Annotated in this window: 13 protein-coding genes; 8 read left to right on the top strand and 5 right to left on the bottom strand. The window is 63.1% G+C overall.

Going from position 1 to position 13,594, the window contains the following annotated elements:
- Positions 1 to 21: 21 nt before the first annotated feature.
- Both AB5G72_RS11680 and AB5G72_RS11675 read left to right on the top strand, forming a co-directional pair.
- Complete coding sequence (locus AB5G72_RS11680) at positions 22 to 300, top strand: putative quinol monooxygenase (RefSeq protein ID WP_031265402.1); 279 nt, start codon at positions 22 to 24, stop codon at positions 298 to 300.
- Positions 301 to 306: 6 nt separating this feature from the next.
- On the top strand, positions 307 to 552 hold the full coding sequence (locus tag AB5G72_RS11675) for a hypothetical protein (RefSeq protein ID WP_017838556.1): 246 nt from the start codon (positions 307 to 309) through the stop codon (positions 550 to 552).
- Positions 553 to 639: 87 nt separating this feature from the next.
- On the opposite strand, the gene AB5G72_RS11670 is transcribed toward AB5G72_RS11675, so the two are convergent.
- Positions 640 to 1,098 carry a hypothetical protein gene (locus AB5G72_RS11670; RefSeq protein WP_244294121.1) on the bottom strand — a complete coding sequence of 153 codons (459 nt, stop codon included), beginning with the start codon at positions 1,096 to 1,098 and terminating at the stop codon, positions 640 to 642.
- A gap of 1,352 nt (positions 1,099 to 2,450) precedes the next feature.
- On the opposite strand from AB5G72_RS11670, the gene AB5G72_RS11665 reads away from it, so the two are divergent.
- Both AB5G72_RS11665 and AB5G72_RS11660 read left to right on the top strand, forming a co-directional pair.
- A complete protein-coding gene (locus AB5G72_RS11665) occupies positions 2,451 to 2,831 on the top strand; it encodes a hypothetical protein (protein ID WP_017838560.1) in 381 nt (126 codons plus the stop codon).
- Positions 2,832 to 2,958: 127 nt separating this feature from the next.
- A complete protein-coding gene (locus AB5G72_RS11660; RefSeq protein WP_440219923.1) occupies positions 2,959 to 4,275 on the top strand; it encodes a DUF4185 domain-containing protein in 1,317 nt (438 codons plus the stop codon).
- A gap of 431 nt (positions 4,276 to 4,706) precedes the next feature.
- Here the strand turns inward: AB5G72_RS11660 and AB5G72_RS11655 are convergent, their stop codons facing one another.
- The 4 genes from AB5G72_RS11655 to AB5G72_RS11640 form a co-directional block, all read right to left on the bottom strand.
- On the bottom strand, positions 4,707 to 5,147 hold the full coding sequence (locus AB5G72_RS11655) for a hypothetical protein (protein ID WP_143337767.1): 441 nt from the start codon (positions 5,145 to 5,147) through the stop codon (positions 4,707 to 4,709).
- A gap of 854 nt (positions 5,148 to 6,001) precedes the next feature.
- On the bottom strand, positions 6,002 to 7,009 hold the full coding sequence (locus tag AB5G72_RS11650; RefSeq protein ID WP_152428098.1) for an LGFP repeat-containing protein: 1,008 nt from the start codon (positions 7,007 to 7,009) through the stop codon (positions 6,002 to 6,004).
- 558 nt (positions 7,010 to 7,567) lie between these two features.
- The gene (locus AB5G72_RS11645; protein ID WP_182608840.1) at positions 7,568 to 8,422 is read right to left on the bottom strand and encodes a cytochrome c biogenesis CcdA family protein; all 855 of its coding nucleotides are present in this window, start codon (positions 8,420 to 8,422) and stop codon (positions 7,568 to 7,570) included.
- Positions 8,423 to 8,460: 38 nt separating this feature from the next.
- Positions 8,461 to 9,078, bottom strand: a complete 618-nt coding sequence (locus AB5G72_RS11640; protein ID WP_154828178.1) for a TlpA disulfide reductase family protein — start codon at positions 9,076 to 9,078, stop codon at positions 8,461 to 8,463.
- Between the two features lie 304 nt (positions 9,079 to 9,382).
- On the opposite strand from AB5G72_RS11640, the gene cmtR reads away from it, so the two are divergent.
- The 4 genes from cmtR to AB5G72_RS11620 all read left to right on the top strand — a co-directional run bounded on the left by cmtR (position 9,383) and on the right by AB5G72_RS11620 (position 13,276).
- On the top strand, positions 9,383 to 9,745 hold the full coding sequence (cmtR, locus tag AB5G72_RS11635; protein ID WP_154828176.1) for a Cd(II)/Pb(II)-sensing metalloregulatory transcriptional regulator CmtR: 363 nt from the start codon (positions 9,383 to 9,385) through the stop codon (positions 9,743 to 9,745).
- Positions 9,746 to 9,786: 41 nt separating this feature from the next.
- Positions 9,787 to 11,742, top strand: coding sequence for a heavy metal translocating P-type ATPase (locus AB5G72_RS11630; protein WP_440219922.1), 1,956 nt, complete (start codon positions 9,787 to 9,789; stop codon positions 11,740 to 11,742).
- Between the two features lie 208 nt (positions 11,743 to 11,950).
- Entirely contained in the window at positions 11,951 to 12,328 is a 378-nt protein-coding gene (locus AB5G72_RS11625; protein WP_042330374.1) for an ArsR/SmtB family transcription factor, read from the top strand.
- Between the two features lie 6 nt (positions 12,329 to 12,334).
- On the top strand, positions 12,335 to 13,276 hold the full coding sequence (locus AB5G72_RS11620) for a cation diffusion facilitator family transporter (RefSeq protein WP_017838579.1): 942 nt from the start codon (positions 12,335 to 12,337) through the stop codon (positions 13,274 to 13,276).
- The last annotated feature ends 318 nt before the right edge of the window (positions 13,277 to 13,594 follow it).

Raw genomic sequence — 13,594 nt, 5'->3', positions numbered from 1 at the left:
GAAGTGTCCGAGACTGGATCGGTGAGCGAAGTTCATCTCGAAGGCCGACTAATCTGTCGCGACGAGCGCGAAGCCACCCTTGTCGCTACCCACCTACCGCGTCATGTCGAGCTGACGCGAGCCGAGCCGGGCTGCAGGTCATTCTTAGTGATCCCGACCGAGGACAGTCTGGTCTGGCGTGTCGAGGAGGTCTTTGACGACGCCGCTTCGTTCCGCAGGCATCAGGACCGAGTTCAAGGCAGCCAGTGGGGTGCAGTTACGGCAAGCATCGAGCGTGACTACTCCGTCACGGGACTCTGATCGGACATGACGATTTTCGCGGCAGACGGTGCGATTGCAGCGGTCCCCCTGGCCTACGACATCATGTGGCTGCTCGCCGGCTTGGCGTGGCTGCTGATCCCGGTCCCGATCGCCGTCACGGAGCGGCGGCGGGGAGCGTCGTGGCCCGAGTCGTTTTTATGGTTCGTGGTGCCGTTGCTGCTGCCGGTCGTGGGGTTGATCCTCTGGGCTCTTCACCGAATCGCCGGCGCGAGGCGGGCGACCTCGCGGTAAGCACCGCGCCATCAGGGGGTACGAGGCCTGGGCCCGGTGTCGGAACTGGCCGAGTTAGGCATCCGAGTCAGCCTTCGAGAGGTAGCACTACTCACTGGGGCACGCGGCGTCGAATTCCTCCTGAGTGACAGAGGTCAGGCCATCGTCGATGCCGGTCACGACGGCGCCCGCCCGTGCGGCCATGAGTTCGTCGTACGTGACGGCCGCGCTGGAGAAGTACTTCTCAGGCCTAATGAAGGCGGGGCCTCCCTTGTCTTCGGGCCGCGCCGAGACGATGAAGAAGTGTGAAGGATCCTCCGGCAGGTCGAGCTGTTGATCCACCGCCCAAGGGGAAGGGGCCTGATCGCGAATCACGAATGATCCACCGACGGGTTCGTCGAGGGTGTAAGAGCCGATGACGGGATTCTCTTCGTCGCCTGCGAGGCCCTCGCGTCCGGCGACGATATCGACTCGTTCTGTCGAGTTCTCACAGGTGTTGACGTGAAACGACAGGTTGCCATTTCCGTCGTGGGACACACCCGTTCGCCCGCTCAGTTCGACGTTCACGTAGTTCCCACATGAGGTAAGCATGATCGCGGAGCTGGCCACCAGGAGCGTCGTGAGGGCCGGGTTTCGTTGCATCTGTCGATCCTGCCGCATCACCGCCGTAGTACACATAGGCAACGGCGAGGCCGCGTCGTCCCAGAACCCAGAACCCAGGAACTGGAACAGTCACCTACTCGTGCACCAGCCCCGGGCGCGCGAGGTCTCCCGTTTCAGTGCACGGCCTCCCGCACAGATTTTCGTGACGGCCCATTCTTCCGCTCGTCGGACGCTCGGGCTCGGCGAGGCTTGGTGGATGAGGCCCTACCGCGCGATTGTCGATGAGCTGCAAGCCTCTAATGAAGGCGGGCAACTATGGTGATCGGATGGCCAGCGGAGATGCCGATGCGGGCTCGGCGGCCGCTGGCCGATCGGGCGAGAGCGTTCTTCGTGGGTTGCTAGTTTCCCTCCTGCCGGCGGTCGGCCTGCTCGTGGGCCTCGTTGTCGGTTGGTACACGGTTACCTGGGCGGTCCAGACTTTCCGCGGCGTGTTCGCGGTTCCAGAACTGTCGGCGGTGCCGACGCAGGATCGAGCGCCTGGAGTGCCCGGTCCGACGGTGGGTTATTGGCTTTCGTGGGCAGTTCCCGTTGTAGCGGTGTACGCGGCCAGCGGGCTGCTGTTGTGGAGGTGGCGGCGCGGACGGCTCCTGACCGGATCGGCCGTAGCCGGCTTCAGTGTCGTGGTCTTGCTGATCGTGCCCGTGTGGGTATCTATCGAGGTTGGCGGTTTCGCGCCCAGCTGAGCTCACCCGGTACAGCCTGGACCATCGCCTTCGGCTGGTAGGAGGTGAAAATGACGGTGGTCACCTTCTTCGTCATCCTCGACGCCAGCGGTGCCGGTCCAGTCTGCTTCGTCCCGGACCGGCCTATTGATGAAAGAAACCGCGCAACGTCCCAAAACCAAGGAACTGGGACGGCCTACGCAGTTCTTAGGAATCGGGGGCGGGGGAGAGAGAGGAGACGCCCGCCGGTGGAGATGTTGGGGGCACGGCTCTCTTCGAGAAGTGCACGTTGGCGCGGCTACGCTCGGCGCATGTCCGATGCTCCACTTTCCCGAGTCAGCGTCCGGTTCGTGGCCGAGGACGGCCACGTCACGACTCTGGTGGTGGGCGACGCCATCGAGTGGCACCTACGCTTTCAGGCCTGAGGCGGTGCAACTGGCCATCCGACCGGTCACCGGTTCACCTGGATGGGTGCACCCTCAAGTTCCCAGTAGCGCTGAGCGCCTGAGAACGCCAGCTTGCTCCGTTGTTAACGCATACGACTTCTGCGACGATAACCGGGTTGAGACCGTCCCTCCCAGCAAGGAATTGACTATGCGCCGCACCCTTGCCACGCTCGCCGCCGTCACATTGGCCACTGCATCAATGCTTGTCGGTGTGGGACAAGCGAACGCTCAGGACGCCTGGCCCGTTGATCCCGGGCAGGGATCTCCCGTCCGGCCAGTCGACGTGACCAGCTTTGCGCTCACCCCTGACCGTCTGGAGTTCTACAATCCCTTCATCGGCCTGCCGAGAATCATCTCGCCGTTTGGCACGACCACGAAGATCGTGTGTACCGGGTTCCGCGGGTACGACAACTGCTGGCAGGCCGACCAAGCCGGGAACCCACACAAGCTGCGCCCCATTCTGGGCCTTGGATCGTCTACTCCAGCGTCCAACGTCTTCCTGTACCCGGGCATGATCCCCGGACTCTAACGAGATTCACCTCCTTCGTGAACTAATCGTTCAGTTTCGTGTCGTACCCGCATGGCACGGTGGATGTGAACGACGCAAACTGACGTTGCTCACTTCGTCGCCAAGGCGACTTCTCGACACAGGAGGCATGACGATGGCACGACTGGTCAAAGAGCTGACAGGCCCGAACGAAACTGGGCGTTGGGGCGCCTCAGCAACCGATCTCGGGTTCCCGGCGATCACCAACCACGGGTACACGATCACGATCTTCGGCGACACCTTCGTCGACCACGTCGGCGGCAGCGGCTGGAGGTCTCCAGTCGGGTTTCGCCAGTCCAACCCAGACATTGAGAACGGCATCCGGTGGGACAACGCCATCGGCGGCGCCTACGCCAAAGAGATGATCAACTATCAGCACCGCGGAACGGTCCATGCTGGCGAGCTCCCGGACGGCTTCACCAACATTCCGAACGACCTGATCCACCTGCCCGACGGCCGGTACATGATGACAACTTTCGCGATCCGGTCCTGGGATCCGATCTCGCCCGGCGGGAGCTGGGCGACCTTCCACTCGCGCATGTGGACCTCGACCGATGCCCACGCCGAGAACTGGGAACGCACGTGGGATCTGGAGGTCAATCGCGAGAACTTCGACTTCCCTAACGTGGGGGAGTGGAGTCACTTCCAGAACAACACGATGCTCATGCTCCCCGGCGAACCTTGGGTTTACATCTACGGCACCAACGAGGGCCGTTGGAACGGCGGCGGCATCCATCTCGTGCGCGTGGACTGGCGCAGCATGTGGAACCGTTCAACCTATGAGTTCTGGGGTCGAGACGGCGGCGGAACATGGGCATGGCGCCGCGGTGGTTTCACGACCCCGATCCTCACCCCCACGGTTCCTAACAACGCCATCGGCGAGCTCTCCGCTCAAGTCATCGACGGACGAGTCGTGCTCTCGTACTGCGACGGCATCCTTGGCGCCGTCACCCGGACCGCTCCTCGCCCGGAAGGCCTATGGACGATGCCCGCCATTCAGGTCACCGGAGTCGAGCAGCCAGCCCTTTACGCGCCGGCGATCCATCCGTACAGCAACTTGGGCCGTGCGCAAATGCTGCTGTCAGCGTGGCCGCAGGTGAATGGCCAGACGCTCTACTACGGCACGAGGCAATGGGAGGTCAGCCTCTTCGGTGGAGGGTCCGGCTCCCTGAGTTCCTCTCCGACGGCGCGGGCAGCGACCGAGAACCTGTCCTCCGAGTCCAGTCACGTGACCGAGGAGTACACGGGGGACCTGGCGCCTGACGTCTCTCAGCTCCCCGTGGCCGAGCAGGTCGCGGTTCTCGCGGACGCAGTCGACGCCGAGGTCGATCATGATTGGCTCCGCTCTGCCTTACAAGGAGAACTCGAGGACGATCGCACAACCCCGGCCGATCACGAAAACTATGACCCGATGACCGCGGAGTAGGCCCTTCTCGAGCGGACTCCTCGGCGGTGCGCCCCTTGGCCCGGGCGTCCCGGGCGGTGTCGCTTTTCCGCAATGTCTGTCGGATCAATTAGTGGCCGCCCAGAACGGGTGCAGTTCTGGGCGGCAGCAATGCCAGCGTTGCGTCCGTCGTCACCGCACTCAGATCCACAGCATCCGGGAACAGGAAACGTTACGTGTTTCCGGCGTTCCCCGACCCAAGTCCGAACGGATGGGGGAGTCGCCGTCGGCGAGCACGCTCCAGCCGCCACGCAGCCAACCAAGTAGGGGAGCCGTTACTCCTCGGGCTCCTGCGCTGGCGCCGCGACGTCGTTGGCCTCGCGGGCTTCGCCCTGAACGGCCACGGCGCATACCCAGACGCCCTCGCCGAACTGCCCACCAACTGCCCTGAATAGCGTACACAGAACGGTTAACTATCTGTCCACCCTAAACCAGTAGGTGCCGTCCACGATTTCTGAATTTGCCAAGTTGATGCCCGGCTCTCCAATTGTGAAAGCTGCAAGTTCGCTTGCATACCTCGCTAAGTGGTCGGTGTGCGCCTTGATAACGGAGGCGTCAATTCGAAGAGCAATAGCAAATTTCAATTCGCCAAAACTATATTTGATCCATGCGCTGCCATCGCCAAGTACTCCAGCGTCGCGTACGCCTACGCACCAGCATTCGGTTAATGTGTTAGTGCGAATCTCGTTCAGCAAGTAACAAAGGAAGCGCGACGGCATATCTCGGTTGGCGTCGTCGCAGTACCGCGACTGCAATTCGCGATGGCATTGGGTGATGAATGGAAAAGCCCGCGAGTGCTCATTTTCTGAAAACGTGTCAGTCCAGTGGTTCTCGGTTGGCCCGTCTTGGTTCATAACTTTGCCGCTCTAATGTAATGGTAACTTTAGGATTCAATATCTGTCGCACAAAAGCGTAACCTGGGCAACGCCGGTGTCGGGGCATCGCTCAACTGCGATGCCCCGACGGGTTACCTAGTTAGTTGTACGGTGGCGGAGTATCGTCAGGATGTGGAGGGACTGCGTAGCCTACCCAAATCGGACACAGTTGGTCGCTAGGCGGCGTATTCTCACAGTAGATACTGAGATTGCCTAGCATCTCGCTGCCAGGCGGGGTGTTCTGGGTGGTTGATCGCACTTCGATAGAGCGAACCCGCTTACTTTCCCATTGACTGCAATCGACGGGAATTGAGTTAATGACACGACATGTCAAGCGGTCGAACCAGTTTGTGAATACTCCAGCGGTGGGATTCGACTGAGACTCGTTACAGCCCCCCGCGTTTCCTACCGTCGCCTTCCATATGTTTCTGTTCCATACCCAGTGCTTACCCCGTGCCTTATCGTAGCCAAACGGTTGGTCTCCCGTTGCCCCATCGAACCAGTACCCTCGTCGGAGAATACTGGATGAGTATGTTCCACCTTGGGGCGTTTTCCAAGTGTCACACCTAGCAATTCGGCTCGTGGCCATTTGCTCTCCCGTGTACGACCACGGAGGCGCAGCGGCTGCCACCATTTGTGGTGGTTCCTCGTTTATCGTATCGGGATCTGACGGAGTTACGTTGCCTTCATCGCCCACTGTCCCACTTGGTTGTATAGCCTCGGTGGACGTCTGGGCGATAGCTTCGGGTCCTGTCGCTGCCACCGATAAAATGAGTGCCGCTATCGAGGCGATGACGAGAGGAAGGCGGGCTCTCCGTCCAATTTGCTTGGTTTTACCTGCCTCGTACATATGCTTCTCCGTCCGTCCCGAATCGACCGATTGCGTTTTGGAAGACCTGCTCTTGTGGTTCGCCAGGGATTCGTAGTCTTGGCGCCGCCTGTTGTCCCCGCGCTAGTACGGAAATGTCGGAGTCTGGGATGTTGTTTCCTGCAGGAAGTCCCATCAGTCCAGTCTCGAATCCGTACGCTCCCCAAATCGCCATCATCTCTCTCGTCAGGTCGTGCCCGCCAGTTGGCTGAGCCCAATAGACAGACCCGTTCTCGAAGTGGTTAAAACGAGCTGCTCCGTTCGGGGTGGATAGTTCGTCGGTCGTGGGGTATCCGAGGTAGCTGGCTTCCCATTCGAGTTCTCCCCAGCGTGCGCCGATTTGTCCGCCAATCTGGTGGGCTCCTGTGTTGGGGTGCCAGTAGATGCTGGAGTCGTGTTGGAATGCTTGTCGTTTCCCGATTCCGTCGGGGTTGGTGATTTCGTCGGTGATCGGGTAGCCGAGTGGTCCGGGGTCGTATCCGAATTGGGCCCATTTGCTTCCGATGGCGCCGCCGACCGGGTGGGCGTCGGTGTCGGGGTGCCAGTAGATGGTGGCGTCGCCTTGGAATGAGGTGCGCTTTCCGATGCCGTCAGCGTTGGTGAGTTCGTCTGATGTCGGCGGGCCGAGGAACCCTCCCGGGCCACCGAGCTGGTGGTACTTGTCCAGGATGCGGCCGCAGACGGTGAAGTTGCGACCGAAGTTCGGGTTCCAGAAGGCTGCGCAGGCCGTTGTGTGGAACCTCGGTGAGGGGGTTGCCTGGTCTCGGCGCTGCTCGGGTGGCGTGTCCTGAGACGGAGGGCCTGCGGCGGGGGAGGAGGGGCTCGGATTCGTGGACGGTGCAGTCGGCACCGGTGGTGACGTCGTTGCCGGTGCCTCACTGCGGGCGGTGGTGGCTGGTTGAGCCCCTGCCACCAGGGTTGGGGCCGCGATCACCATGGTGGCTGTGGCCGCTGTTGCGACGAGCCGCAGCAAGCGGGGGACTTCTTGGTCGCGATCTCATGCGAGACCTCCTGAGGGGCGGAAAACTGTACGGGGAGAATCAAACTCCGATGTGACGCCGCTCACATTGAACCTTCGTGTTCCCATCCGCCCCAGGAGTATCACCGCTGGTGAACGGTCGTAACAATGTTGGTTCGAGTCACAATCGATATCGCCCAGAGACCAAAGTTCCCGCATTGCTACGGGTCTGGCGCCGCATAGGAGGGGCTCGGCGGCATCGTTTCGCGCCGAGTGGTACCTCGACGTTGCACGACTCGGTGGCGCTCTTCTACACCGCGGCCCGACGCCGATCGCGCACAGCAGTCGCTGATTCCGCAGGCCCGGCCGGAGATCGCAGAACTACACAGGAGAGACGCTCATGCAGGGATGATTCATCTGACGCTATACGCAAACTACAACTTTACATAAGACCTGGTTACCGGCGTGGACCCACAGCCTCCCGGATAAGCACGGCAAATTTCGTGGCCGGCGCCGTGCTGCCAGTACGCGGTGGGCGTCGGGTTTGTTGTCAGCTAGTGGCCGCAGGAAGTGCTAGATCGGCAACGTCGTCCCGGTGATTGCGAAGTCCCGTAGCCAGCTGATGAAGAGCGCCCACACACCACTGAACAGTGCGATACCCACTGCGATGAGCAAGACGCCACCAATGATTTGAATTCGTCGAGTGTTGCGTTGGAGCCAGCCGACGGTTCGGATGGCCCAGGTGGAACTCCAGGCGACGAGGATGAATGGCAGTCCCAGGCCGAGGCAGTAGGCGATGATGAGCATGACGCCGCGCGTGCCGGTGAAGCCGCTTCCGGCGGCGACGGACAGTGCGGCAGCGAGGGTGGGTCCTAGGCAGGGGGTCCAGCCGAGGGCGAAGACTCCACCGAGGAGAGGCGCTCCGACCCAGGTAGAGACAGCCTTCGGCTGGAATCGGGTATCTCGTTGCAATACCGGAACGAAGCCGATGAAGACCAGACCCATGAGGATGGTGATGACCCCGCCGATGCGCTGAAGCAGCGTCTCATGCGGTGCGAGGTACTGCACGGTGCCGAGCACCATCGCGCTGAGCGCAACGAACACGACGGTAAATCCGCCGACGAAGAGTAATGATGCCCCGACGACTCGGTAGCGCGAGGTTTGTCTGGTCTTCTTTTCTTCGAGGGTGATCGTTCGGGACTCGCTGTGGCGCTGTTCGGCCTGCGCAACGGTGACCGGTGGCCGCTCGGCGCCGACGACGCTGGCCAGGTAGGCGAGGTAGCCGGGAATGAGCGGGACCACACACGGTGAGGCGAACGAGACGAGTCCGGCGAGGAGGCAGGCGCCGAGTGCGAGCAGGAGGGGCCCGCTAGCCGCTGTCTGTTGGAAGGCGGAACCGATGCCCTGCGCGAGAAGTAGCGGCTCCATTGATGTGGTCCCGGCGAGGATGAGTTCGGACGCGCTTGTCACGACAGGGCGCTTTCATCGGCTACCAGTTCGGCTATGACCGGCCGGAGTTGATAATCGGTGACTGCCGCCAGGTATACCGCGGCCACGCGGTGTTGCCGGTCAAGCACGAGGGGCGCCGGTACAACAGAGGTGGGGAAGCCTCGGAGGGCACCTATGGCCGCGTTGGTCGGGTCCCAGATCGACGGGTAGGTGAGGCCGTTGTCGCGCACGAAGTCGACCGGCTTGTCGCGATTGGGATCACGCACGTTGATCCCGAGCACGGTTGCTCCCTGCGGTTCGAACTCCTCCTGGAGACGCTGGAGATCGTCGACCTCGGTGCGACAGGGTGCGCACCACTGGCCCCACGTATTAAGGATCACCACGTTGCCTTTGAAGTCGGCGAGCCCGACGGTCTGGTCTGGTTCCAGCAGATCCGGGCCGGCGAGTTCGGCAACCGGCTTCCGTTCTTCCTCGGGGTAATGGATCTCCAGCTGTCCATCCGGACTGACGAACTCGAACGTTCCGCCCTGCGCGACCGCATCGGTGCCGCTCCCGCACCCAGCGAGGGCTAGTGCGCCCGCCCCCAGGGCCGCCCACAGTCGCGCGCGGAAACCAATGGTTCGGATACTGCCCATGCCTTTTCACTCCGGTCTGCGACGGGTCATTGACCCCTCGGCTCCGAACCGGCGGTGCCGCGCGGGGTGGCTCTCTGACGCCAGTTACATAACCGACACTGGCGCGATCGTCCCGCTGTCTGATCGTGCCACAGCCGGTATCCGCCCTGCGAAACGGCCCGAACGCCGCGGTCAGGCGGGCGTTTTCGGGGGTGGACCGGCACGCGTGTGTCCCACTGACTTGAGGTGGCCCGGCGGTGTCGTCGCCTCCTGGCCTTGGTCGCCAGCACCAGGACGGGTCACTCAACACTGTACGGTTCAGTGCATGCTGACTCTTTCTTCGCGTCAAGGTGTGATGAACCGGCTTGGTCGCGCCATGGCCGATCCGACTCGGTCTCGGATTCTCCTGAGGTTGCTGGACGGGCCGGTGTATCCCGCCGAGATTGCCCGGGAGTTGGGGTTGACTCGGTCGAATGTGTCGAATCATCTCGCCTGCCTCAGGGGTTGCGGGATCGTCATCGCCGAACTTGAGGGTCGACAGAACCGGTACGAGATCGTCGACGCCCATCTGGCACGCGCGTTGAACGCCTTGGTCGAGACGACTCTTGCCGTCGACGAGAACGCACCCTGTCTGGAGCCGCGGTGTCCGGTCGAGGGTTGCTGCGGTTCGGAGGGGGGTCGGCGGTGACGACGTCTGCGTCTGCGTGTGGGTGTGAGCCGGCCGGACCGGTGACCGTCCCTGATGAGGCGGCTTCGTGGTGGCGCACCAGTGCCGTGCTCATTCCGGTGTTCTCTGGCCTCACCCTCCTGCTCGGTTTAATCCTCGAGTGGTTTGTCCGCAGTGACGAAGCGGAGACTGCGGCGACGTGGCTGTTCTGGACCGCGCTAGTCCTGGGCGCCTCGCAGTTCGTTCCAGGCGCTGTGCGGGGTCTGTTGTCCCGGGGTCGGTTGAGTATCGGCTTATTGATGACGATCAGCGCCACCGGTGCGGTCGCGCTCGGGTTCATCGAGGAGGCCGCGGCCCTGGCCTTCTTGTACTCCATCGTCGAGGCGCTGGAGGATCGGGCGATGGACAAGGCCCGTTCGGGCCTGCGGGCCTTGTTGGCGCTGATTCCGTCCAGTGCCACCGTCCTCGGCGCCACCGGGATCGCCCGCACTGTTCCCGTGGAGTCTCTGGAACGCGGCGATGTGCTGCGTCTGGTCGCCGGCGAACGTTTGGCCACCGACGGGATCGTTCGTGTCGGGCAGAGCAGCCTGGATGTCTCGGCGATCACGGGTGAATCCATTCCCGTCGAGGTCGGGCCCGGTGACGCGGTGTTGGCCGGCTCGATCAACACCTCCGGCGTCCTGGAGGTCGAGGCCACCGCCGCAGGGACAGACAATTCCTTGACCACAGTGGTCGAACTGGTTGAGCAGGCACAGACAGAGAAGGGGGAGCGGGCACGTATCGCCGACCGCCTGGCCCGCCCGCTGGTGCCGGGTGTTCTCATCCTGGCTGCTCTGGTCGCCCTGATCGGCTCGATCTTCGGAGATTCCGGACTGTGGATCGAGCGAGCACTGGTGGTACTGGTCGCCGCTTCGCCGTGCGCACTGGCGATCTCGGTGCCGATTACGGTCGTCTCCGCGATCGGTGCGGCCAGCAAGTTCGGGGTGATCATCAAATCCGGTGCCGCGTTCGAGCGCATGGGCTACCTCCGGCATGTGGCAGTGGACAAGACCGGCACCTTGACCCGAAACCAGCCCACCGTCACGCAGGTCCTCACCACTGGCAACGCTGCCCAGGACGAGGTCCTGAGCTGGGCGGCCGCTCTGGAAACCCACAGCACCCACCCGCTGGCCGCAGCGATCACCGCCGCAGCTACCGAGGTCCCCGCCGCATCGGCGGTCACCGAGTCCGCGGGCGCGGGAATCGCCGGCCTTATCGATGGCGCGCACATCGCCGTCGGCAGCCCGCGCTGGCTCGACCCAGGTCCTCTGGCAGATCACGTTCACGCGATGGAGGCCCGCGGCATCACCGTGGTGGTCGTCCACCGCGACGACCACCCGGTCGGGGCCATCGGGGTGCGCGACGAGCTGCGTCCAGAGGCCGGCGAGGCCATGACGTCGCTGGCGTCGAGGGGTATGGGCGTGACGATGCTTACCGGCGACAACGCCCGCACCGCTGATGCACTGGCCGTCGAGGCGGGGATCACCGACGTGCGTGCCGAGCTGCGTCCGCAGGACAAGGCGCAGGCAATCGCCGAGTTGCGTGCCGACGGCCGGGGGCCAGTGGCGATGATCGGCGACGGTGTCAACGACGCCCCCGCGCTCGCCTCGGCGGACATCGGAATCGCCATGGGGGCCACCGGCTCCGACGCAGCGGTCGAGTCGGCGGATGTCGCGTTCACCGGCGATGACTTGCGACTGATCCCGCGCGCCATAGACCACGCCCGCCGCGGTCGTCGCGTCATCAATCAGAACATCATCCTGTCCTTGGCGATCATCATCGTTCTGCTTCCACTGGCGATCACCGGAATTCTGGGACTCGCAGCGGTCGTCCTGGTCCACGAGGTCGCCGAAGTCTTCGTGATACTCAATGGCCTGCGTGCCGCACGCACCAGGCAGCTCGAGCGACCCTCGAGCCCAAGAACTGCCGACCGCGACGACAGCCGGCACATGCACCAGCTGGCACCGCTCCCTCATTGACACTGTGCCCGCGTGCCCCGCACCGCACACCGCCGGAAAAAAACGACGGCAACCATCACAACACTCGGTATCGACCGGACGGCCTTGCGCTGCGCCCCGGCATCGACGGGAGGGCATCAGCTGCCAGGCACGACTGAGCAAGAACAATGCGTACACCGATGGCCGAGACCCACCCGAACTTATCGACGGTTCGTGCTAACATCGCTCTATGGCGATCAATTATGGGGTGCCCGATTCAGTGACGTTCGAGGATCGAAACACCTATGCAGCGTTGTTCCATGCTCTGGCAGAACCAACTCGACTGGCGTTGTTGGAGCATCTGGTCAGTGGTGAGCATCGGGTTCGGGATCTGGTCGATCACATGCATCTGGCACAGTCCACGGTGAGCAAGCACCTGGCTTGCCTGCGGGATTGCGGGTTAGTCAGAATGCGGATCGAGGGGCGCTCCTCGTGGTTCTCGCTGGCTGAGCCGGCCCGGCTGGCGGACCTGGTGGAAGCCGCCGATGCGCTGTTGAGTGCGTCCGGGGTGTCGCCGTCGCTGCGCGATCACCAGGACCACCCCGACCTTGACCTCGGGCAGGAGTGAGTCGAGATGGGGCATAGCCACGGTCACGACCATGGAAGTACTTCTCCCCAGGCCGATCGCGGGACGCGTCGTCGGCTGCTGATCGCGTTCTGCATCACCGCGATCATCGTGGTGGCCCAAGCGGTGGGCAGCGTGGTCACTGGCAGTCTCGCGTTGTTGACCGACACCGCTCATGCATTGGCTGATGCGTCGGGATTGTTGGTTGCGGTCATAGCCGCGACGATGATGCTGCGTCCACCGAGCAGTAAACGGACCTGGGGATTCGCCCGGATCGAAGTCATCGCCGCACTAGGGCAAGCTGTCCTGCTGATCGTCGTCGGTAGCTATGCCGCGATCGAAGGCGTCCGCAGACTCTTCGAGCCGGCGGACGTGCCCGGTACCGAACTGCTGGTGTTCGGCGTGATCGGCCTGATCGCCAATATCGCCGCCATTGTGGTGCTGGCCTCCAGGCGAGGCGACAACTTCAACATGCGGGCGGCATTTCTGGAGGTGCTCAACGACGCTTTGGGGTCGGTGGGGGTGATCGTTGCGGCGATCGTCATCAACACCACCGGTTTCCAGCGAGCCGACACCATTGCCGCGCTGTTCATCGCCGCCTTGATCATCCCGCGCGCGTTCACGCTTCTGCGGCAGACGGTTCGGGTGCTGATGGAGTACGCGCCTACGGGGCTCGATCTGGATGAGGTTCGGGATCACATACTGGAGCTGGACCATGTTCGGGACGTGCACGACTTGCACGCATCCATGATTGGGACCGGCCTGCCGGTCATCTCCGCGCATGTCGTGATCGATGATCAGTGCTTCGAATCCGGTCACGCCCCGCAGATCCTGGAGGAGATCCTCACCTGCGTCAAGGAGCATTTCCCCGTCTCCATTGACCATGCCACCATTCAACTGGAGACTGCCGCCGTGCGTGACCGTGAATCTCCCGCAGTCCGACACGCTTGACCCGCTACGAGCCGGAGATGAACGGTTCACATTTCTGCACGATGGGTAGTGCGGGTCCGGCCAGCGGACTTGCTCGGCGCGGCGGCAGGAAAGGGATCGGCGGGCGCGGAGACGGCCACCAATGCGGGTGAAGGTACGACCCTGAAGGCCTCGGCAGGCTGGCCGACCCACGCGATCACCGCCCGAACCCGAGACTGTCTGATCAGCTGAGGCCCGGAGTCCGAGAGAGCGGCGGCCGAGTGGGCGCATGCGAGCAGGCCCGGTAGTCCGCCGGCAGGTGGACGGCCCGCATGAAACGTCGCCGGTCACGGGGGTGCG

Source organism: Dietzia sp. MNB45, assembly GCF_051994785.1.
GTDB classification, from domain to species: Bacteria; Actinomycetota; Actinomycetes; order Mycobacteriales; family Mycobacteriaceae; genus Dietzia; species Dietzia kunjamensis.
This window is presented reverse-complemented; position numbering and strand designations above follow the sequence as displayed.